Below are 23,312 nucleotides of genomic sequence, written 5' to 3' on the forward strand. Positions count from 1 at the left end.
AGTTTTAAAACTTCCTGAATTACTAAATTGCTTAATTCAATTGTAAGTAGCTGCTCTTGGGTGGTTAGCCCTAATTACTGGACCATATTTTGATAGATATTTCTAAATTTTTATTTGTAATATTGGTGGTTTTAAAAATTTAGAATGTATTCTTTCATAATTATAAAACATAACATATTGATTTACATCATTAATAGCTTCATTGATTGTTAAATATTGATTTGAGTCTTTAGGCAATCATTCTTGAGATAAATGTGAAAATCAATTTTCAGATATGACATTACCGCCAATATCATATGGTTGTTTTTTGCTTAAAATTATTTGTTTGTTTTTTGCTCATTTTGTAATTTCTTGACAATAAAATTCGTTGGCGTTATCTGAATGTAAAATAACGTTTTTTATTTGATTTCAAGAAAATTGGTTGTTTATTTTTTCAAGTGCAGGAAGAATTAAATCTTGATATGATTTATTTGAAAATGTATTATAACTAACAACATTATTTGAATAAAAATCAATAATTACAAAAAGATATAGTCAACCTTCTTTGGTGTTTATTTGTTTAGTATCCATTGATCAAATTTGATTTGAAGCGGTTGTACTTTTGTAATCTTTGTTTACTTTATCCATTGTAGGTATTCACTTATTTGGATTTTTTTTGTTTTTAGGATAGTTATTTTTAGTTTGTTTTAATCCTTGAATATTGTGTTTTTTCATAATTTTTCGCATTTGTTTTGTTGATAATTCTATATTTAAAATGATATTTTTCTCTTGTTTTAATCACTCTTTAAAAGCTGAAAAAATTCTTAAATATCCATAAATTCTACCTTTTCTTGTAGAATGAAATTCGATTAAAAGTTGGCATAATTCTTGATATTTATGATTGCAATTAATAATATGATTTTTTTCTTTTTTAATAAGTTTTTGTTTATTTTTTAAAAAGTAATATGTTGATCTGTTTAATTGAAGATATTGACATAAGTTTCTAATTGAATATTGATTTTTGCAATCATCGATAATTTTAATTTTTTCTTTGATATTTAATTTGTTAATTATTAATGCTATTTGTTTAATTTTATCCATTAATAAAAATCCTTTCAGGTCAAAATTAGTGTTCATTATATAACACAATTGTTTTTAGAATACATTCAGATTTTTTAAATTAATGGTCTAGTAAAAAGGGCTAAGTGGCCCCATCCAATATTTATTGAAGAAAAATATCGTAAGCAACAATATGGTAGTTTACTTATTTACAAAATTTTTGAGATATGTCATAGCAATAATATCGAAAACCTTATTTTATTATCAGATCCAACTAATGTTACTGTCGGTGAATTTTATGAAAAATTAGGATTCACTTATGCATGAAATAAAAAAACTTTTTTTTATGATTATGAAATTAATATACCTCATGCAATTTTTAATAAAAGAGATGAAATTGAAAAGTGAAAAAATATTAAAATAAAAGAAATTTTTATTGATTTTGATAAGTCAAAATCAAAAGCTATAAATGATGAACAAAAGATATTAGAGGATAGTGAAATATTATCTAGTATTTTAGATGAAGTTTTAATACATGAAGAATCAATTTTCAAGGAAGATTATCAAAAAGTTATTGATTGATTTAATCAACAAAGAGAACAAATAATCAAAAATCCAAAACAATGATGAAATACTTTAAGCCCCAAACAAGTAGATGTTGTTAAAAATGAGGCAAAAAAATGATGAAATAACTTAACACCAGAACAAAGAAAAATAAAATTATTAGAAAAACAAGCATATCAAAAAAAGACAATAAAAAAAGATGATACTCCTTTATTGTGTGATTTTGATCAAAATATAAAAAATAAATTAGACTGCATGCAGTCTATGAAAACATCAACTCCTGTTTTTAAAAAAGATAATTTTAATATTTAGATTTTTTCTTTTCTCAAATGTCTTGTTTTTTAAAATTAACAATGTAAAATAAAATACATAATTAATTTAAAATATAAAAGAGTAAAATTAAATGGTAATTTAGAGACTTAGTGGTTGCTGTAAACTAAGCAAGTTTAATTTGAAGGTAACTTATATTATTAGCAATTTAAATAATAATTAAGTGCATTTACTTTGTAAATGAATTAGGATGGTACCGCGTTAAAAAACGTTCCTATTTGTGGAATGTTTTTTTATTTTAAAAAGGAGTATAACAAATGAATAGAAATTTAAACAAAAAATATAATCATATTGAAATTGAAAAGGATCGTTATGAACAATGAGTAAAATCTGGATTATTTAAGGCAAATGTTAGTTCTATTAATCCTACATTTTCTATTATCTTACCACCACCTAATGTAACCGGACTTTTACATTTAGGTCATGCTTGAGATAGTACTATCCAAGATTTATTAATTCGTTATAAACGTTTACAAGGATTTAATACTTTATTTATACCTGGTATGGATCATGCTGGCATTGCCACGCAAGTTAAAGTTGCACAACGTATTAAAGAAGAACAAAAACTTAATTTGCAAGAATTAGGTAAAGATAAATTTTTACAACAAGCATGAAAATGAAAAACAGAATATGCACAAAACATAAGAAAACAGTGAGCAAAACTTGGTTTAGCATTAGATTATTCGCATGAAGTATTTACTTTAGATGAAAATGTTAAGCAAGCAGTTAATGAAGTATTTGTAAAGTTATATAAAGAAGGTTTAGTTTATCGAGGAAAAAAGATAGTAAATTGAGATCCAGAATTAAAAACCGCTATTTCTAATATTGAAGTAAATTATCATGAAACAAAAGGAAAAATGTATTATTTAAAATATTTTATAGAAAATAGTAGTGAATTTATTACTATTGCTACTACCAGACCAGAAACAATGTTTGCTGATCAGTGTATAGTTGTAAATAGTAAAGATAAACGTTATTTACAATTTATTGGTAAAATGGTTGTTAATCCGGCTAATAAAATGTTAATTAAAGTCATTGCTGATGATTATGTTGATATGAATTTTGGAACAGGTGCTATGAAATGTACACCAGCTCATGATGCTAATGACTATGAAATTGCATTACGTCACAATTTAGCAATGCCTATTTGTATGAATGTTGATGGAACTATGAATGAATTAGCACAATCATATATTAATCAAGATCGAATGGTATGTCGTAAACAATTAGTTGAACAATTAAGAAAAGAAAATTTAGTTGTAAAGGTTGAAGACCATCTTCATCAAGTTGGTTATTCAGAAAGAAGTAACGCTATTATTGAACCATATTTATCACAACAATGATTCATAAAAATGAAACCATTAGTTGAAATGATTATTTATAAACAAAAAAATAAGAAAACAAAGATTGATTTTCATCCAATATTATTTGAACAACAACTTTTGCAGTGATTAAATAATATTCAAGATTGATGTATTTCTCGTCAATTGTGATGAGGTCATTCGCTTCCAGTTTGATATCATAAAAAAACTAAGAAAATTTATGTTGATACTAATCCACCATCACCAATTAACGATTATATTCAAGAATCAGACGTATTAGATACATGATTTTCTAGTGGTTTATGACCTTTTGTAACCTTGGATTGACCACAAAAAAATGTTGATTTGCAAAAATATTATCCAATATCAGTATTAGTTACTGCTTATGATATTTTATTTTTTTGAGTTGCACGAATGATGTTTATGGGTTGAAAATTTACTAATCAAAAACCATTTACTAATGTTTTAATTCATGGTTTAATTCGTGATGAACAAGGTAGAAAAATGTCAAAATCATTAAATAATGGAATTGATCCAATGGAAGTTATTAAAAAGTATGGTGCGGATGCTTTACGTTACTTTTTAGTTAGCAATTGTGCTCCGGGTCAAGATTTAAGATTTAGTATTATTAAAGTTGAGTCAGCTTGAAATTTCAATAATAAGTTATGAAACGCTGCACGTTATGTACTAATGAATATTGATGATAATTTTCAATTGGATGAAAATATTGTTTATAATAATTCATTATCATTTATTGATCAATGAATTTTACAAGAACTTAATCAATTGATTATTTATGTAGAGCAATATATGGAAAAATATGAATTTGTTTTAGTAGTTAAAGCACTATCAAATTTTATATGAAATAAATATTGTTCTTGATATATTGAATTAAATAAAGTTAATTTACAAAATCAAGAGCAACAAAGTAACTCATTACAAACATTATATTATGTTTTACAACAAATTATTATTATGGTTCATCCCTTTATTCCCTTTATCACAGAAGCAATTTATGAAGAAATGGGGTATAAAAATAGCATTTTAACAAATAAGTTTCCTAAAGTTAAAGTTATGAAAAAAACAAAAGATGTAACACAATTTGTTGAAATATTAATTGAAATTATTGGTAATATTCGAGAAATTCGTAAAGAACTTAATTTATTTTTAAAATTACCGTTAACTATTCATATCAATACGACTAATTCTTTTTTTGAATTAGAAAAAAATACTTTAAATCCTTATTTATTACAATTAACTAATAGTCAAATTGTTACTATTAGTGATAGTCCGTTGTCTGTTAATAATAAAATAATTAAAATTATTAATTCAGCAGTAATAGAAATTAATGTTTCAAATTTATTTAATAAAGAAGAACAATTAGCAAAATTAAAAGAGGAATTAGTTTATATTGAAAATGAAATAAAACGTAGTAAAGATATTTTAAGTAACCAACAATTTTTAGCAAAGGCACCACCAACAAAAGTTGAAATAGAAAAGCAAAAATTAGAAAAGTATCAAAATCAAAAAATTTTAACCAATGCCAAGATTAAAGAATTATAAAAAACTTTTATTTTAATTCAAGTTGAAAAATTTCATTATTTTCCAATTTAATATCATCGATACCTACTGAAAAATCAATAAATTCTTTACCATTTCAGTGTTCAATGTATCAAAATTTTTTATTTTCTTGAGTACCTTTTTTACCTTTTACAGCAACCAAAAATCTTCCAATTTGACTTTTTTCAACAGTAAAATCATTAGAACAAGCACTTAGTAAATTACCAAGTGTATTAAAAGTAGTAATATAATTAGTTTTTTCAAGAATAGTTTCCTTGCCGTTGATAGCTGTAATTTCAATATTAGTAGTAATGCTATTTTGATTAGTAGTACCATTTAAGAATTTTGGGATATAAATAATATTTAGTATTAATGAAGTTCCTAATATTAATATAATAGAATTATATTTGCATCATTTAATAAATGTTTTATTTTTAATTATTTTTATAAAATTATTTTCTCATTTCTTACCATCAGTTTTTATTTTTGTCATTATTATCAGCCTTTGCATTATCTTTTTTATTTTATTATATTAAAAAAAATAAAAAAAGGAAATTGCTTATCTCATTTTTAATAATTATTGAGGTGAAATTAAATGAGATTATTAATTATAACATTGACAATTCTTTTTCTTGCAAGTAATGGATTAGTTGTATTAAAGTTGATTAAAAATTTTAATGAAAATGAAATAGTTAGTAAGGAAAAAAATGATACAAAAATTATTACTATTACTGTTGAAATTAAAGAACATTTACCAATTAGAGAAGATTTATGTATACGAAATAAATATTATGTTAAAATTCTTAATTCAAAAATAAGTATTATTAATTTAATTAATACTTTAAATATTTCTAATGTTTATTTTGACATTTTAGCGTTAAATCTAAATCAAAATATTAGTGAAAATTATAAAGTAATATTATCACCAAGAAATAATGCTATTAAATATTATTCCCGTTATACTATTACTTTAGAGCCTTTAATTAATTTAGGTTTAAATAGTCAAGATGCCAAAAAAGTATTATTATTATTTAATAAAAAAAATTTAAATGCAAAACAGTTGTTAGAGAATTTAGAAAAATTATTAATAACTACAAAAAGAAAATATATACAATTGATGCATAAATTTATTAGTTTTTAATGATGTTTACTTATCATGCTTTATTAGTTTTATTTCTAATATTTTTAGTTTTCTTTTTATCAAGTTTTACGATATTTAGTGGTTTAGTTTTATTATTAATAATAATTATTATTTTGTATTTTATTTTTTTTAAAAAGCAATCATTTTATAAGTATTTCTTTTTATTATTAGTATTTACTTTTACTTCCTTAGTTAACATTAACTTTAAAAAAGATGAACATATAAATATTGAAAATGTTAATTTGAAAGTAGTAGAAACCCATCCAAATTATTTGATAGTACAAGAAGGATGAAAAAATATTATTTATTATCACATTATTATATTAATAATATGCAGTATACTATTAATGCCCAATTAGATGATACACTTATTTTTAAAGGTCAAACTAAAGATTTAAAAACTATTAATAATTTTTATGAGTTTGATTTTAAATTATTTTTAAATGCTAATAATGTTAATAAACAAATAGTAGTTAATGAAAATAAAGTAAAAGTTGTTTTTGGAAAAACTCTTAGAAGTATTTTTTTTAATTATATAAATACTTTTCCAAAGGAAATTAAAACTTGAACTAAATTATTATTATTTGGTCAGCAAACCGAAGAAAACAAATCTACTTTTACCATTTTTAATAAGTTTGGTATTACTCCAATTATTGTTGTTAGTGGTTTACACATTAATTTTTTCTTTGTTTTTTTAAAAAAAAGTTTTTGATTTATCAAAAATGAATTAATTAAACTTTTAATTTGCTTTGTAATTTTATGTTTTTATTTATATTTACTTAATTGATCTATTGCAGCAATGAAAGCATTATTTTTTTTAATTTTTAGTTGTATTTTAAAATTTAATAAAAAAACTATTCATCCAATTTCTATTCTTAGTTTTAGTGCTTATTGTTGTCTTTGTTTATGACCTTTACAATTCTATCTTTTAGGATTTCAATTTTCTTTTGGTATTACTTTTTTGATTTTATTTATTAATAATAAATTTAAAAAATATAGTTATTGGATTAGATTATTATTGATTAATATTGTTTTATTTTTATTCACTATTCCTATTCAGTGACAAATAAATCATGGTTTTAGTTTGTTAACTGTTGCATATTTATTATTTTTTACACCAATCATTATTTTTTCTGATGTTATTTTATTTTTAAATTTATTTTTAAATTCAATTTTAAATTTTTTAATTATTACTATTAAGTTAATAAATATGAGTAATATTTGAATCCCAACTTTTCAAATTGAAATTTGAATTTTACAACTTTATTTTTTAATTTTAATAGTTATTTATAACTGTTGACGATATTTTAATTGAAGAATGTTAACAGTTATTATTATTAATTTTGTTTTAATTTCAACATTATGAATGAATAGTATTATTAAACCTTATTATGAATTAACAATGATTAATGTTGGTAATGCTATGAGTTTTTTACTAACTAGTCCTTAGAACCTGTTTGGAATCTTTTTAATAAAATTATGCTAAAACAAGGAATAATCATTTATAAATACTTATTTAATTTTCATTTTATTTTCTTTTTTAATTTCTGGTTAAAAATATTTTATAATTTAATCAGTTGTCAACTAAAAATTTATTTTTTTACTATAAAATAACATTTATAATATTAATTTAATTAAAAATTAGTCAAAAAAGATTCCAAACAGGTTCTTATAATAAATCTGCTATTTTAATTGATGCAGGTACAGAAGATTTAAAACCAAGTAATCCAACTATTTATAATTATCTTTCAGCAAAAGGAATTCATAGTTTAAAAGCAGTATTTTTAACTCACCATGATTTAGACCATGTTAGTAATATTGGATTTTTAAAAATGCACTTAAAAATAGATAAAATTTATGAAAATACCAATCAATTATCACAATATATTATTGATGGTGGAATGGCAACACTTTTTAGGACTATTTTTTGGTAGACATTTGTTGTTGATATTTAACTGGAGTTAAGTAGTTTAAAGTGCTGTGAATTCTTATATTGTTATATCAATTGATGTAATCAAATAATTCTAATTTTAATTGGATTAATGATGTAAAATTTTTATCATTAATAAATTCGGTTTTAAAAGTTTTAAAAGTTGCTTCAGCAACAGCATTATCATAAGGACAACCTTTTTTACTTAAAGAACGGTTAATGTTGAATGCTAGTAAAAGTTTATCAATAATTTTATTGTTAAATTCATTACCGCGATCACTATGAAATATTTGAATATCTTTTAAACAGCGATTTGATTGCATAAATGCTTGATGTACTAATGATGCATCTTTTTTAACTCCAACACTATGTCCGATAATTTCGCGGTTAAATAGGTCTATTAATAGGCAAATATAGTTTCACCTACCATTAACTTGTACATAAGTTAAATCACTAACAATAACTTCATTTTTAATCCTATTCTTAAATTTTCTATTAACAAGATTAGTTATTTGACTATCGTTAACTTTGTTATTATGATTTTTGAATGATAATTTAGTATATTTTGATATTAAATTATGTTCATTCATAATTTTTTTAATTTTTCTGCGCGATAAATAAATTTCTTGGTTTTCTAGAATTTTTTTTAATCTTCTAGTACCATAAACTTCTTTATTTTCTTTAAAAGCACTAATAACAGCTTCATCATAAATATTATTTTTGATTTTATTTTCTTTTTTCTTTAAATTAAAATAATATGTTGATTTAGATATTTTTAAAAAACGACACATTGTGCGAATTTTATATTTAGCTTTATTTTTGACAATAATTTCTATTTTCTGCCTATTATTAGTGCTGCTTGCTTTAAAATATCATTTTCCATTCGTAATTGCTTTAATTCTTTTCTTAATTTAATTAATTCATTTTCTTCAAAAGAACGATTATCTTTAGTTTTAAAACTTCCTGAATTACTAAATTGCTTAATTCAATTGTAAGTAGCTGCTCTTGGGTGGTTAGCCCTAATTACTGGACCATATTTTGATAGATATTTCTAAATTTTTATTTGTAATATTGGTGGTTTTAAAAATTTAGAATGTATTCTTTCATAATTATAAAACATAACATATTGATTTACATCATTAATAGCTTCATTGATTGTTAAATATTGATTTGAGTCTTTAGGCAATCATTCTTGAGATAAATGTGAAAATCAATTTTCAGATATGACATTACCGCCAATATCATATGGTTGTTTTTTGCTTAAAATTATTTGTTTGTTTTTTGCTCATTTTGTAATTTCTTGACAATAAAATTCGTTGGCGTTATCTGAATGTAAAATAACGTTTTTTATTTGATTTCAAGAAAATTGGTTGTTTATTTTTTCAAGTGCAGGAAGAATTAAATCTTGATATGATTTATTTGAAAATGTATTATAACTAACAACATTATTTGAATAAAAATCAATAATTACAAAAAGATATAGTCAACCTTCTTTGGTGTTTATTTGTTTAGTATCCATTGATCAAATTTGATTTGAAGCGGTTGTACTTTTGTAATCTTTGTTTACTTTATCCATTGTAGGTATTCACTTATTTGGATTTTTTTTGTTTTTAGGATAGTTATTTTTAGTTTGTTTTAATCCTTGAATATTGTGTTTTTTCATAATTTTTCGCATTTGTTTTGTTGATAATTCTATATTTAAAATGATATTTTTCTCTTGTTTTAATCACTCTTTAAAAGCTGAAAAAATTCTTAAATATCCATAAATTCTACCTTTTCTTGTAGAATGAAATTCGATTAAAAGTTGGCATAATTCTTGATATTTATGATTGCAATTAATAATATGATTTTTTTCTTTTTTAATAAGTTTTTGTTTATTTTTTAAAAAGTAATATGTTGATCTGTTTAATTGAAGATATTGACATAAGTTTCTAATTGAATATTGATTTTTGCAATCATCGATAATTTTAATTTTTTCTTTGATATTTAATTTGTTAATTATTAATGCTATTTGTTTAATTTTATCCATTAATAAAAATCCTTTCAGGTCAAAATTAGTGTTCATTATATAACACAATTGTTTTTAGAATACATTCAGATTTTTTAAATTAATGGTCTAGTAAAAAGGGCTAAGTGGCCCATCCACCTTCAATGTTAATAACTACTATTACATCCAATATTAAGGAAGAAAAAACAGTTATTGATTATCATCAATTATACATTCTTGGTGATAGTCTTTCTGATACTGGGAGTTTTGTTGGAGCTGGGAGTGACTTTGTCCAAAAATCACCATTAGCACCTTGATGAGTCGCTCAAGTAGAATTAGGAGATCCATATTATTTAAATCGCTCTTTCAGTAATGGTAAGGTTGCAGCTGAAATTTTAGCTAATAAATTACATTTAAACTTACAAGCAGGATGAAAATATACGATTTTAAATGATGCAGCAACTTATGAACAATTTGGTAATAACTATGCGGTTGGGGGTGCTGTTGCAGCTGAAAATGATTCATGAACAGGAACATTTTATTCAAATCGTTTTAGCCTTCAACATCAAATGGCTGCTTTTTTATCTCAACATCAAGATTTACAAAGTGATGATTTAGTCTTTCTTGAATCAGGAAATAATGATATGTTGGCTGCTATTGATAGTGGTAACTATTATAAAGGACTTGATATTATTTATAATGCAATTATAAAAGAAGGAGATATAATTCAAGAATTAATTAATAAAGGCATCCAACATATTGTTGCTACTGATGTTCCAGATTTTAGTCTTGTCCCAAAATATTATGGAACTAAATCGCAAGTTTTAGCAAAACAATTATCTGATGCTTATAAAACACTTTGAAATCACGAGATATCTTTATATATAACTAATTATCCTAATTTTATTAGAAGATTTAGTTTAAGAGAAGCATTAAGTAAATATGCGCTGATATTTCAACAAGAAGGTAAAAATATTACTCAAAATGCAATTGAATCTGATTATGCTCATATGGCATTAGATGGTGCTGTTACAGCAACATATGTTAATGGTTCAACAAAAGAAACATTAAATAATTATTTCTTCTTTGATGAAGTTCATCCAACAACATTAGTGCATCAAGCGGTTGCTGAAGATCTTTATAATTTAGTTGAAAAGTGATAATGTTTTAAAACATTAGATATAATAATTACTATATAAGATAAAAGTTCAAATTTGGAATATTATCAAAAACAAAAGTATTTTCCGAATATTGAAACACTGAATAATCTTAAAAAAGTTTATTATTGAGGAAAAAATAAAAGTGTGATTATATATGAAACATTATGATATTATAACATTAACATAAAATATATTAATAATTTTGTGAGGTTGGAAACATGGTTTATATTGTTCATGGTCAAGATGAGTATTTAGTAAGAAAAAATATTGAACAATTAATTAAAAAAAATCATAAAAAAGAAAATTATGATTATAATCTATATGAATTACAAGAGGATACAATTGTTAATATTATTAATGAAATTCAAATTATGAGTATATTTGAAGAAAATAAAGTAATCGTAATTAATGATAGCAGTAATTTATGACAAAAATATATTAAAGAAAAAAAATTTGTTAATGCTTTGCTTAATCATAATCAAAAAACAATGATAATTATTAAAAGTTTAAATGTTGATTTTAAAATTAGTAGAGAATTTCAACAATTTAATATTATCAAAATTAAAAATTATACAAAATCACAATTATTATTATTAATTAATAAAGTTTGCAATAATTTTAAAATCAACATTACTCAAGAAGCAACTAATTTTCTTTTAGAATACTTGCCAAATGATGTCAGTATTATTTTAAATGAGTTATCAAAATTAAGATTAATTGGAAAAAAAATAACTTCAGATATTATTATTGAGGTGGTTCCTAAATATTTTGAAACAAATATTTTTAAAACTGTTGAATATATATTAAAAAAAGATTATAACAATTTTTGAACACAATATAACTATTATAATGTTATTAATTATGATAAAATTAAATTGATTAATATTCTTGTATATCAATTAGAATTAATTAGAGATATCAAAATTTTAGTTAAACAAAAAAAAAGTAATGAAGATATTTCCAATATATTAAATATTTCTAAGTTTCAAGTAAAAATATTAGAACAATATTTAAATATTAATTTAAATATTAATAATATTTTGTTAAAATTATATGAATTAGATTACAATATCAAAAAAGGAAAGTTTAATAAAAATATTGCAATTGATTTATTTTTTTTGAATATTTAGTATATAATTATAGATGTTTTAAACTCAAGAGGTGATACATATAATGAAAAGTAATAAAAATACTGATGTTACAGAAAAAAAGTTAGTAGAAGAAAATAGTGACATTACATTGGTTAAACCAAAAGTAAAAAGAGTTACAAAGAAAAAAACCGAAAAAGTGTACTCAGAAGAAGATTTAAATGTTGCATTATACTATGAAATATCAAGTACTATATATAACAGTTTAAATAATTTAATTGTTAGAAAATCTATTTTTGCTAATGAAGAACTTTTAAAAATTTTAGAATTACAAATTTCTAATTTATTTTTTCTTGAAAAAGAACTAAAAGAATTAAAAGATAAAAAGTATGCAATAGAATTTTTGCAGTTAATTTCTAATTTGGTAAATCGTAGTTTGAGTATTACTAAAAGTTCTCCTAAAAATCGTATTGAAATTCTTGAAGAGCGTAACTTATTAATAGTTACAATTACTAATATTTGTAAGACTGTGGAAAAAGAAAGTCTTGAACGAATAAGACAGTTTGATAATAATACTTTTAATGAATTAAATGATCAAATTACTGCATTAAATAATTTTAGTGATGATGCTACTGAGGTTAAGCCAAGTGTTACTCCAAATAATCAGAATGTTGATACAAATCCTAATATTGGTGGCATTGGGAATCTAGGTAATAATTTAAATATTAATAATCTTGATAATAATAGTTTAGCAAATTTAGCGAAGTTAGGTGTATTACCGCAACATCCCGCCACAAATCCTAAATTTTACCCGTATATGAATAAACCAAAATATATTCCACTTTTAAAGAAAATATTATCAGCTTTTTTCTTATTAACAACAGTGCTAGCAATAGCTACTTATATACTAACTTATTTTATAGCAGGTACTTTTCAAATTAAAAATAATAGTGCACCTGACTATTATAATTTTGCAAAACAATCAAAAACTATAGTTTTCACTATTGTTACAACAATAGTTCTAAATGGAGGCTTTTTATATTCAATTTTAAAACCACCAAAATTAGGTCGTGATTTATATCGAACATCATATTTTTTAATAGTTATTTTAATTTTTTGAATAATTTATACAATTTCAAATTTAATTTATATGACAACAGATGATTCATTAAAAAGAACATTTACTTCTTTTTTAGATAAACCTGATGATTTTAATCCTAATGCTTTACCTTGATTAAAAGGATTAGCAACTTTTAAAGCTTTTCAAATATTAACATATATTACAGCAGCATCAGCAATTTTACCAATTGCTATTATACTAGTTATTGCTATTCTTAATCCAAAAATTGATCGTAATAAAATTATGAGAGCCAATTCGGAATATCAAAATGCTATTAATAATGCTTTAAGTGGTAAACCCTATGAAATCGATCCATCACTTTTTGATGATAGTTTAGATAATGATAATAAAAAAGATACAAAAGATTATAAATTTTGACGTAATAGTGATTTATTTAAATAATAAAATTAAAAAGGACTTTTAGTCCTTTTTAATTTTATTATTTTTAATTATTAGATTTAATATCTTATGCTTGTCAACGTAATTTTGAACTTGCAACTATTGTGTAAATACCAATTAATCCAAGCGCAACTCCTAGATATATTCCATAAGTTGTTGTAAAAGTAAAACTTGTTCCACTTCAAGCTTGAATAAATGGATCCATAGCGTATTTAAATGGATTAAAGTAAGTTGCGTATTTTAAAACAGGACTACTATTAATTAACTCAGCTGGGAAAAATACCCCACTTAAAAGTGCAACTGGAAAATAAATTACATTTGATGCTGCAACTAAAGCAGTTACTGATTTGAAAATTGAGGCCAATAACATTCCTAAACCCATTGATGAAAAGAAAATTAAGATAATAAATGGGATAGATTCTCCAATAAAATTTGCTGTTACTATATTATTTCACCCATAAGTACCACCAAACATAATTCCAGCTCATAATAAAGATCATAAGAATGTTGCTATCATAAAGAAAAATCGGTAATGTTTAGTAATCTGTGTAACTTACAAAAATAACTATGTTTAATTAGTTCTAGTAAATATAATTAATTTTCTAGAAAGAGTGAGTTACAGATGGCTAAAAAGCAAAATATTAATAACAATGATCCAATATCACAAGCAGTAGATTTATTATTAGAAAATACTGAAGATTTAACAACAGTTTTTAAAGAGGGAGGATTATATAAAGAATTAACAAAAAGATTAGTAGAAAAAATGTTGAATTCTGAGATGCAAAATTATTTAGGATATGATAAGAATCAACATAGTAATAGTGACAATGCTCGTAATGGTATAAGTTCAAAAAAATTAATAACCCAACAAGGTAAAATTGAAATTGATGTACCAAGAGATCGTAATAGTAATTTTAATCCTGTAATAGTTGCAAAAAGACAAAGAAGATTTGATGGTTTTGATCAACAAGTTCTTTCTTTATATGCAAAAGGTATGACATTATCAGATATTAGAATGCAATTACAAGAGTTATATCATGGTGCTGATATTAGTGAAAGTGTTATTAGTCAAATTACTGATGATGTTATTGATGACGTCAAAGCATGGCAAAATCGACCATTAGATAGTGTTTATCCGATTGTTTATTTTGATTGTATAGTAGTTAAAGTACGACAAGATAAACGGATTATTAATAAATCAGTTTATATAGCTTTAGGAGTTGATTTAGAAGGTAAAAAAGATGTTTTAGGTTTATGAATTAGTGAAAATGAAGGTTCTAAATTTTGATTAGCCAATTTCACAGAAATGAAAAATCGTGGCTTAAATGATATTCTGATTGCTTGTAGTGATAATTTAACAGGCATGTCAGAAGCAATACAATCAGTTTATCCTAAAACCGAACATCAATTATGCATCGTTCATCAAATTAGAAATAGTTTGAAATATGTCTCATATAAGCATAGAAAATCTCTAGTTGCAGATTTAAAACCAATTTATACTGCATGTAGTGAAGAACAAGCAATGCAAGCTTTAGAATCATTTGAAAATAAATGAACTAAACAATATCCACAAATTGCTAAATCTTGATATAAAAATTGAGATAATTTAATGGTTTTTATTAGTTATCCTGCAGAAATAAAAAGGGTAATTTATACCACAAATGCTATTGAATCTGTTAATAGTCAATTACGAAAAGTCATCAGAAATAAAAAAGTTTTTCCTAACGATATGTCAGTTTTTAAAATATTTTATTTAGCAATTGACAATATAACAAAAAAATGAACAATGCCCATTCAAAATTGAAATACAGCAATTGCTCATTTTATGATAAAATTTGAAGACAGAATTAATCTGAATTAGTAACTTTGTAAAACAAAGAAACACAGATTATTAAAAAGCCTCGAAAAATCCAATTATCATAACTGAAAGAACAAAGAAAATTGGTTTAATATTTGTTGCTCCAATTCGCTTCATTAAAACACTATTTTTAAATTCAACAATTGTTTGTGGAATAATGAAAATTCCTACTGCCATTGGTTGTAACATTGAAATTGAACCAACTAAAGTATGTAAACTTTTTACAGTATCACCTTCCATTTGTTTAAAAGCAAAACCTTCTAAGAACAACATTAGAATTGGAAATAAAACTAGAAAGAAGGGTACAAAAAATCCTCGATAATAATATTTAAACATTAAGTTTATTAATGGTCGACTTTTTTCGGGCATTTTGGCTTTATGAATTCATTTATTTTTTTTCTTTGTTTTTTTGATTTCAGCATTTTTTTTATTTCTTCATATTGTTTTTTTAAATCAGCTTTTTTATTTTTATCAAACATTTTTCATGTAAAGTTATGAACTGAACCATATTTTTTAACAATATCTTTAACATTTCCTGCTTCTTTTATAATTCCATTATGAATGTAAATATACTTTTCACAAAATTCTTCAACTTCGCTCATATTGTGAGTAACTAAGATCATTGTCTTATTTTTGTCAATAATATTTTTTCTAAAAAATTCAAAAATTTCTGAACGAACTTCAATATCTAATCCTGTGGAAACTTCATCTAAAATAATTAGATCAGGATCATGAATAACAGCAAGTAAAATATTTAAACGTTGTTGTTGTCCACCTGAAAGTGTTTGAATAAACTTATTTTCAATTCCAAGTAATTGGTATGTCTTCAGTAACTCTAATAACTCATCTTCTTTCATTGAAATATTAAAAGTATGTAAATAATATTTAATCATATCCATAACAGATATTCCGGCCGGATATCTAGATTCTTGAAATTGTAAACCATTTACTAGATGTTCTTGACGAATTATTTCACCAGATGTTGGTTTACGAATACCACCAATAATTTCACTTAAAGTTGATTTACCACTACCATTTGCACCAATGATTCCAATTCGATCACCGGGATTAATAGTTAAATTAACTTTATCTAAGGCTACTTTATTTTTATATTCCTTTGTTAGATTCAAAATTTCTACTAATGGCCGAGATTTATCTATTTTTTTCTTATTTTGTTCATTATTTTCTATATATAATACCTCCTGCATTAGATTGTACTATAATTAAGTGTTAAAAAGCAATTATTGAAATTTGTAACAATAAAATAAACAGTATTAATTCTAAATATTTTGGAAAAATATTTTTTAATTTTTGTTTTTCATGTATATATAATATAGATTTGAAAATAGTGATTATGTAGTATAGCAATTTAACATATGCTTTAAATCAACATTTATGAATTCAAATCCCATTTAATTATAAAATCATATACTATTAATGATTACTTTTGTTGTTTTATAAATAAAAGTTATTATATTGTATAATTAATTATATTTGAGAAATTAGATAGAAACTCAGGAGGAACCATTGTGGAAAATTTAGTAAGTGAAGAAGTAATTGAAGAAACGTATTCAAAAATTAAAGATAAAATTAGTAAGACAAGTTTGATAAAAGCAGATAAACTTTCTTCATTTTCTGGTAATAATATATTTTTAAAGTTAGAAAATTTACAAAAAACAGGTAGTTTTAAAATTAGAGGAGCTTTAAATAAAATTCTTAATTTATCAAAGGAACAGCAAGCAAAGGGTTTAATTGCTGCTAGTGCTGGTAATCATGCACAAGGAGTCGCTTTAGCAGCTTCAAGTTTAAATTTAGTATCCAAGATAGTTATGCCTGTAACAGCACCACTAGCCAAAATTGCCGCTACTAAAGAATTTGGTGGTGCTAAATGTACTGTTAAACTTTGTGGTAATATGTTTGATGATGCAATGTCTGAAGCATTAAGACTTGAAAAAGAAGAAGGGTTAACGTTAGTTCATCCATATGATGATAATTTTGTTATTGCTGGTCAAGGTACAATTGGTTTATAAATATATGAGCAAATGAATGCAATGGGTAAAGAAATTGATTATTGTTTAGTTCCAATTGGTGGAGGAGGACTTTTAAGTGGTATTTCAATTTATTTAAAAAGTAAAAATCCAAATATTAAATTTATTGGGATTGAGGCACAAAATGTTGATTCTTATAATCAAGCTTTAAAACAAGGAAAACCATTTAAAATTCAAGGTAAAAGTTCAATTGCTGATGGAATTGCTGTTAAACAAACAGGAGAATTAACATTTAATATTTTAAAGAAAAATGTTGATAAAGTTGTTACTGTTAGCGAAGAAGAAATTGCGCAAGCAATGTTATTTTTATTAGAAAAATGTAAAATTGTAACTGAAGGTAGTGGCGCTGTTAGTGTTGCTGCTATTCTTTCTGGTAAATTAGATAAAATCATTGGTAAAGATAAAAATGTTGTTTGTGTAATTAGTGATGGTAATGTTGATATTACTACATTAGGAACAATTATTAATAGCGCCTTAATTAGTTCACATCGACGAGTTCCTTTTTCAGTTAACGGTAAAATTAATAATAGTACTATTAGCGAAATTATTAATATTATTACTAAAAATGGTGCCTCTATTTATAAAATTCACAGTACATTTGATCGTAATAAATTAGATATTAGTAATTTTAGTATTTTTATAGTTATGGATACATCAGATGAATTTCAAAAAAATAAAATTTTTGCTGAGATTAGAGCATCAAGTTCTAACTTTACATTATTAGCTAAATAGTTTTTAAATTTGGTATTTTATTAAAACAAAAATTTAGTTTAAAAATATCAATTATATTTTAAAAAGAGACACTATTAATAGTGTCTCTTTTTAAAATAAATTATAGTTATTTTGCTTTTGCTAATTTAGTCATAATTTTAGATTTTTGACGAGCAGCTTTATTAATGTGATAAATGCCTTTAACAACAGCTTTATCAATTAAACTACATACTTCATTAACAAGTACTGCAGCATTTTCTGCTTTGTTTTTTATTGATATTTCAGCTTTTTTTAAAGCAGTTTTAACTTTAGATTTATAACTTTTATTAATTTCATTTCTTTTTTGGTTTGTTTTAATTCTTTTAATTTGTGATGCAATGTTAGCCATTTTTTCTCCTTTTTTGTTTTGAACATGTTTTATAGATTAATTACAACAAAAATAATTATAACAAAAATCATAAATGTTGTATAATATTTTTTATTTTTTCAGTATAATTAATGTGTTAGCTTTTTGTTAATAGTATATTTTAATTTTTTTACACTTTTAATGTAAATTATTTATTTAAAAACTTTAATGATAAATGTAGGTGTGGTAAATAAATGAGTTACTATTTTCGTAACCCTTATCAATTTTCTTACCATAGTATTGGTAGGATTAGAACAAGATTAAAATTGCAAGACTTAAATGATATCCAATTACGTGAATATTGTTTAAAATTGATTAATGAGTCTTATGATATTGAAGAGACAAAAAGTTTTAAATATATTAGAGTAAATAAAACACATCTTTATTTTGTAATTAAAAAAGATGTTAATTTAATTTTAACAATTTCACCGATGAGTCCAACTAAACTATTAGCAGTAATCGAGGAAAATTTATAAATCAAAAAAGAGGAATAAAAAATGGGAAATTTATCTAGTCAATGATGAATGTTAGCGCTTATAGGAGTAGTTTTAATAATTTTTATTTTTACAACCATTTCAGCAAAAAAGAAGAAAAAAGAAGAGAAAAAACAACGTCAAAAAGAAGTAAAAAATATTATTAAATCCTTTATGCGTGATGAATTAAAATTGCAACATAAAACAGTAGAATTTGAACAAGTAGTTTCACGTAGTAGTAAAGAATATCGCTATCGTGATGTTTTTGATGTAATTGTAAAATTATATGATTCTAAGAAAAATGATTTATTTGCAACTAAAGCATTTGAGGTAGAAGGGTTTACTAAACAATTATCAAAGAAAGAATTTGAAACAATTTGAAAAGTAAATTGTGAATTAGATTTAGAAGAAACACTTAAGAAAATTGAAATGTCAAAAAAACGTAGTGGTAAAATTAAAATAAAAAGAAAGACAGCAGAAGAAAAAGCAACAATTAAAAAAGAAAATGAAGCCGTTAAACTTGCAATTGAAGAAGAACGTTTACAAAATAAAGAAAATAAAAAACGTGCTAAAAATTTAGAAAAACCTAAAATTGCAATTCATGATAAATTTTCTGGATGAAAAGATAAATAAATCTTTATTTTTAAGTAGGCAATTGGGTGATATGTAATGAAAATTTATAAAGATGATTATAAGCATTTCCGTATTTGTCGAAAACTTTCGTGATTTTTAAATGCAAAAAATTATGCTTTAGCTAAGCATTTAATTGAAGAGAAAAAGATAATAAATTTTGTTGAACTAACGCATACTAAAACAAGTAGTAAATTTAAATCTAATTTAATTACTATTTCTGATTTAGACGATGATACATTTGAAAATAATTATAATGAAGAAGATGATTCTGAATTTTATCTTGGTGAAACAATTGCAGACGGTATTGAAACTGGGCACTATGCTCAAGAATATTTTAAAGTAAAATATTCTTGTTTTAATTTTGAGTCTGAACCGGGTAATAATGTTATAGAAATTATTAATAATAAAGAGTATGATGTTTTATTTGAACCAAGATTTCAATATCAGGGCTGTGTTACTAAGTGTGATATTTTAAAGCGAAATAATGATGGTTGGGATTTAATTGAAGTAAAAGCAGTAACTTGAGTTAAAGAAGAACATATGTGAGATTTACTTTATCAGTATGATATTTTAACCAAATGTGGAATTAAAGTAGTTAATACTTATATTATGTATTTAAATAATAATTATGTTAAGAAAGAAAAAATAGATTTAAATGAATTATTTATTGTTAATGGATCAACTTGGCAAAAAAGTCCAAATACTAAAAAAAGTTTTAGTCTTTTTGAATCAATTCAAGATGAAATTTTAAATAATAATTTGAAATTACAATATGAAAATATTAAGAATATTATTAAAATTAGTGATATTGACGAAATAGTTAAATTATTAACTTTACCTTATTGTCATGAAAATAGTAATCAATTTTGTCCTCATATTTTTAAATATTTTTCTATTCATAATACTATTTTTGAATTATATCGTTTAAGAAAAACTAAGAAAGCATTGTGATATTATGAAGAAGATTTCTTAGAAATTAATGATGAAAGATTATTACCATTTTTAACAAAGTCTAATTTACATTTAAGACAATATGATGTAATTAAAAATGGTGAAAAATTAATTGATGGCAATAAATTTGTTGATTTAAAAATTGAATACAAAAAATACCAATATCCAATTTATATGTATGATTTTGAGACTATGAAATCTGCAATACCTAAGTTTAAAAATAGTAAACCATATCAACAAATTCCTTTTCAATATTCTGTCCATGTATTATTAGCACCAGATTTTGATTTTAAAACTTATAAATCAATTAAACATTATGAATTTTTAGCAGATGGCAATGATGATCCAAGAGAAATGTTAACAAAAAAATTATGTCATGATTTAATTAATATTCATGGTAAGGGTACGTATGTTGCTTATAATCAATCATTTGAGAAATCTGTTCTTAAAAAATTAGCTTATTATTACCCTCAATATAAAAATAAATTATCATTAATTCATGATGGTACTATTGATTTACAAGATTTTTTTAAAGAATTTAAAATTTATAAAGAACAGTTTTATGGTTCTCTTTCAATTAAAAAAACTTTACCAGCATTTGAACCTTCCTTTTCTTATGAAGGATTAGTTATTAAAAAAGGAGATATGGCATCAGAAGTTTTTCGTAGAAGAGTTGAAAATAACATTAGTTTAACTAATTGAATTCATAATTTTCGTGAAAATATGTTAAAATATTGTGCTCAAGATACTTTAGGTATGGTAGTATTATTCTGACATGTAAAAAATATTATTGAAATGTACAAAGCAAAAATTGAGGGCGAAAATTATGAAAAAATTTAAAATTTTATTTATGGGTTCTTCTTTTTTTTCTGAAAATATTTTAAAAACATTGTTATTAACAATGAAAAATGAAATTGAAATAGTTGGTGTTGTTTGTCAGCCAGATCGTAAAATTGGTCGTAAACAAGAAGTTGTTCCTTTAGCAATTAAACAATTGGCACAAGAATATCAAATCCCTGTTTTCCAACCCGAAAATATTATTGACAGTTTAAAAGATTTACAATTATTAAATATTGATGTTATTCTTACTTGTGCTTATGGTCAATTTTTACCAAAAGCAATTTTAAATTTACCAAAATATAAATGTTTAAATATTCATGCTTCATTATTACCATCATTGCGTGGTGGTGCCCCTATTCAATGAGCAATTATTAATGGATTACAAACTACTGGTATTACATTAATGAAAATGGTAAGTAAAATGGATGCAGGAGCAATTTATGTTCAAGAACAAGTTTCAATTGGTATTGAGGATACATATACTTCTTTAGTTAATAAGTTGATAACTTTAGCACAAAATATGTTAATAAAATATTTATTAAAAATCATTAATAATGAAATTGAAGAACAAGAACAAGATGAAAATAAAGTAACTTTTGGTTTAAATATTAAAAGAAGTGATGAAAAAATTAATTGAAATCTTTCAGCACAATTAATTTCATGTCATGTTCGTGGATTGTATAATACACCAATTGCTTATACTACGTTGAATGATAATATATACAAAATTCATCAAGTAGCAGTAACTAATGAATTATCAAATGCTCTGCCAGGAACAATTGTTGCAATAAATAAATTAGGTATTATTGTTGCCACTAAAACTAATAACATAGTAATTAAAGTTATTCAACCAGCAGGTAAAAAAGAAATTATAGCAGCTTGTTACTATGGTTCTAAAATTAATCCAATTGCAATTGGTTTTATCTTTAAATAATAAAAAAATAACTAATATTTTTTGGTAATCTAGGAGGAAAAGATGTATCGTTTTCGCTCAATTAAATATTTAGCAATGACTGGTATTATTACTGGTTTATTAGTAACAATTGGTTATTGTTCAACTTTTCTTTTTGGTTGAGCAATTACTAGTTTATTTGGTGGAAATTCTACTTTGCAATTATTTGATGCTGTTTTTATTCCATTTTGTGCTTTTTTTGAAGGACCAATGCTGTTATTTGCAGGACCAATTGCGGGTGGCATTTTTGATTTAATTAGTGGTGTTAAAATTGTGGTTATTCCTATTACAATTTTTATTAGAATTTTAATGTTTTTTGTTATTAAGTTATTAATTAATAAATCTTGATGAAGTACTGTTTATACTTTCTTTTTTGCTTCTATTTTACTACTTATTTACCCATTGTCTTATTTAGTAATTTATCAAGATTATGCTATTACAGTTAATGAATTAATTACTGATAGTATTCAAGCTATCTTTGCTTATTTTGTTGCTATTCCACTTTATTATGCTCTTAGTAAAAATAAAATTAGATCAAATTATAGTTTTTGAAATGATCAAGAATTTGATTATTTAAAAAATAAAAAAATAACTGTTTTAGAATAGTTTACTTATTATCCATTATTTATATCTAATATAGACAATATGGTATAATTTTATAAACTTAATATAAGTTTATACCCATTTACTTAAGTTTTAAGGTAAAGGGTTTTTAATTAAAATAAGGAGAAAAAGGTTTTATGAATAAAAAAATTAAAAAAAGTTTTAAAAAAATATCTAAGTTAAAAAGTGGATGGGGCC

At 23.4% G+C, this 23,312-nt stretch carries 22 protein-coding genes and 1 pseudogene; 15 read left to right on the forward strand and 8 right to left on the reverse strand.

What is annotated here, in order from left to right:
• Window positions 1-102 precede the first annotated feature (102 nt).
• A complete protein-coding gene (locus AACL11_RS04510) occupies window positions 103-1,116 on the reverse strand; it encodes an IS3 family transposase (RefSeq protein WP_338986622.1) in 1,014 nt (337 codons plus the stop codon).
• Between the two features lie 81 nt (window positions 1,117-1,197).
• On the opposite strand from AACL11_RS04510, the gene AACL11_RS10540 reads away from it, so the two are divergent.
• Together AACL11_RS10540 and AACL11_RS04515 are read left to right on the forward strand one after the other, a co-directional pair.
• On the forward strand, window positions 1,198-1,914 hold the full coding sequence (locus tag AACL11_RS10540) for a GNAT family N-acetyltransferase (protein ID WP_422397943.1): 717 nt from the start codon (window positions 1,198-1,200) through the stop codon (window positions 1,912-1,914).
• A gap of 275 nt (window positions 1,915-2,189) precedes the next feature.
• Window positions 2,190-4,817 (forward strand): valine--tRNA ligase, encoded by a 2,628-nt coding sequence (locus AACL11_RS04515; protein WP_338988311.1) that lies wholly within the window; start codon window positions 2,190-2,192, stop codon window positions 4,815-4,817.
• A 7-nt stretch (window positions 4,818-4,824) separates the two neighbouring features.
• Here AACL11_RS04515 and AACL11_RS04520 read toward each other — a convergent pair whose 3' ends face one another.
• Entirely contained in the window at window positions 4,825-5,307 is a 483-nt protein-coding gene (locus tag AACL11_RS04520; protein ID WP_338988312.1) for a hypothetical protein, read from the reverse strand.
• Window positions 5,308-5,409: 102 nt separating this feature from the next.
• On the opposite strand from AACL11_RS04520, the gene AACL11_RS04525 reads away from it, so the two are divergent.
• The 3 genes from AACL11_RS04525 (at window position 5,410) to AACL11_RS10545 (ending at window position 7,889) form a co-directional block, all read left to right on the forward strand.
• Window positions 5,410-5,955, forward strand: a complete 546-nt coding sequence (locus AACL11_RS04525; protein ID WP_338988313.1) for a hypothetical protein — start codon at window positions 5,410-5,412, stop codon at window positions 5,953-5,955.
• A gap of 289 nt (window positions 5,956-6,244) precedes the next feature.
• Complete coding sequence (locus AACL11_RS04530; protein WP_338988314.1) at window positions 6,245-7,405, forward strand: ComEC/Rec2 family competence protein; 1,161 nt, start codon at window positions 6,245-6,247, stop codon at window positions 7,403-7,405.
• 235 nt (window positions 7,406-7,640) lie between these two features.
• A complete protein-coding gene (locus AACL11_RS10545) occupies window positions 7,641-7,889 on the forward strand; it encodes an MBL fold metallo-hydrolase (RefSeq protein ID WP_422397944.1) in 249 nt (82 codons plus the stop codon).
• Here the strand turns inward: AACL11_RS10545 and AACL11_RS04535 are convergent.
• Complete coding sequence (locus AACL11_RS04535; RefSeq protein WP_338988472.1) at window positions 7,876-8,796, reverse strand: IS3 family transposase; 921 nt, start codon at window positions 8,794-8,796, stop codon at window positions 7,876-7,878. The two genes, AACL11_RS10545 and AACL11_RS04535, sit on opposite strands and share 14 nt — an antisense overlap.
• Window positions 8,797-8,936: 140 nt before the next feature.
• Window positions 8,937-9,950 carry an IS3 family transposase gene (locus AACL11_RS04540; protein ID WP_338986622.1) on the reverse strand — a complete coding sequence of 338 codons (1,014 nt, stop codon included), beginning with the start codon at window positions 9,948-9,950 and terminating at the stop codon, window positions 8,937-8,939.
• A 68-nt stretch (window positions 9,951-10,018) separates the two neighbouring features.
• Between AACL11_RS04540 and AACL11_RS04545 the strand changes: the two genes are divergently transcribed.
• From AACL11_RS04545 to AACL11_RS04555, 3 genes are all read left to right on the forward strand, one after another.
• Window positions 10,019-11,035 (forward strand): SGNH/GDSL hydrolase family protein, encoded by a 1,017-nt coding sequence (locus tag AACL11_RS04545; RefSeq protein ID WP_338988315.1) that lies wholly within the window; start codon window positions 10,019-10,021, stop codon window positions 11,033-11,035.
• Between the two features lie 215 nt (window positions 11,036-11,250).
• Window positions 11,251-12,162, forward strand: coding sequence for a DNA polymerase III subunit delta (holA, locus tag AACL11_RS04550; protein WP_252320471.1), 912 nt, complete (start codon window positions 11,251-11,253; stop codon window positions 12,160-12,162).
• Window positions 12,163-12,205: 43 nt separating this feature from the next.
• Window positions 12,206-13,642 (forward strand): hypothetical protein, encoded by a 1,437-nt coding sequence (locus tag AACL11_RS04555; RefSeq protein WP_338988316.1) that lies wholly within the window; start codon window positions 12,206-12,208, stop codon window positions 13,640-13,642.
• A gap of 64 nt (window positions 13,643-13,706) precedes the next feature.
• Here the strand turns inward: AACL11_RS04555 and AACL11_RS04560 are convergent, their stop codons facing one another.
• Complete coding sequence (locus AACL11_RS04560) at window positions 13,707-14,114, reverse strand: ABC transporter permease (RefSeq protein ID WP_338988319.1); 408 nt, start codon at window positions 14,112-14,114, stop codon at window positions 13,707-13,709.
• A gap of 147 nt (window positions 14,115-14,261) precedes the next feature.
• Between AACL11_RS04560 and AACL11_RS04565 the strand changes: the two genes are divergently transcribed.
• The gene (locus AACL11_RS04565) at window positions 14,262-15,500 is read left to right on the forward strand and encodes an IS256 family transposase (RefSeq protein WP_338986680.1); all 1,239 of its coding nucleotides are present in this window, start codon (window positions 14,262-14,264) and stop codon (window positions 15,498-15,500) included.
• Between the two features lie 30 nt (window positions 15,501-15,530).
• Here AACL11_RS04565 and AACL11_RS04570 read toward each other — a convergent pair whose 3' ends face one another.
• Both AACL11_RS04570 and AACL11_RS04575 read right to left on the reverse strand, forming a co-directional pair.
• Window positions 15,531-15,770 carry a hypothetical protein gene (locus AACL11_RS04570; RefSeq protein WP_338988320.1) on the reverse strand — a complete coding sequence of 80 codons (240 nt, stop codon included), beginning with the start codon at window positions 15,768-15,770 and terminating at the stop codon, window positions 15,531-15,533.
• 71 nt (window positions 15,771-15,841) lie between these two features.
• A complete protein-coding gene (locus tag AACL11_RS04575; protein WP_338988321.1) occupies window positions 15,842-16,705 on the reverse strand; it encodes an ABC transporter ATP-binding protein in 864 nt (287 codons plus the stop codon).
• Window positions 16,706-17,026: 321 nt separating this feature from the next.
• On the opposite strand from AACL11_RS04575, the pseudogene ilvA reads away from it, so the two are divergent.
• Window positions 17,027-18,277, forward strand: a pseudogene (gene ilvA / locus AACL11_RS04580) (threonine ammonia-lyase).
• A 106-nt stretch (window positions 18,278-18,383) separates the two neighbouring features.
• On the opposite strand, the gene rpsT reads toward ilvA, so the two are convergent.
• Entirely contained in the window at window positions 18,384-18,644 is a 261-nt protein-coding gene (rpsT, locus tag AACL11_RS04585; protein ID WP_252320564.1) for a 30S ribosomal protein S20, read from the reverse strand.
• A gap of 212 nt (window positions 18,645-18,856) precedes the next feature.
• Between rpsT and AACL11_RS04590 the strand changes: the two genes are divergently transcribed.
• The 5 genes from AACL11_RS04590 to AACL11_RS04610 are packed head-to-tail and all read left to right on the forward strand — an operon-like array spanning window position 18,857 to window position 23,117.
• Complete coding sequence (locus AACL11_RS04590; protein WP_174480491.1) at window positions 18,857-19,138, forward strand: hypothetical protein; 282 nt, start codon at window positions 18,857-18,859, stop codon at window positions 19,136-19,138.
• A gap of 21 nt (window positions 19,139-19,159) precedes the next feature.
• Window positions 19,160-19,768, forward strand: a complete 609-nt coding sequence (locus tag AACL11_RS04595) for a hypothetical protein (protein ID WP_338988324.1) — start codon at window positions 19,160-19,162, stop codon at window positions 19,766-19,768.
• A gap of 36 nt (window positions 19,769-19,804) precedes the next feature.
• A complete protein-coding gene (locus AACL11_RS04600; RefSeq protein WP_338988326.1) occupies window positions 19,805-21,559 on the forward strand; it encodes a DUF2779 domain-containing protein in 1,755 nt (584 codons plus the stop codon).
• Between the two features lie 10 nt (window positions 21,560-21,569).
• Entirely contained in the window at window positions 21,570-22,493 is a 924-nt protein-coding gene (gene fmt, locus AACL11_RS04605; RefSeq protein WP_256468430.1) for a methionyl-tRNA formyltransferase, read from the forward strand.
• A gap of 42 nt (window positions 22,494-22,535) precedes the next feature.
• Window positions 22,536-23,117: a hypothetical protein gene (locus AACL11_RS04610; protein ID WP_338988328.1), complete on the forward strand. Its 582-nt coding sequence runs from the start codon at window positions 22,536-22,538 to the stop codon at window positions 23,115-23,117.
• The last annotated feature ends 195 nt before the right edge of the window (window positions 23,118-23,312 follow it).

It is taken from the genome of Spiroplasma endosymbiont of Dasysyrphus albostriatus, from assembly GCF_964019495.1.
In the GTDB taxonomy this organism is placed as follows: domain Bacteria; phylum Bacillota_I; class Bacilli_A; order Mycoplasmatales; family VBWQ01; genus Spiroplasma_E.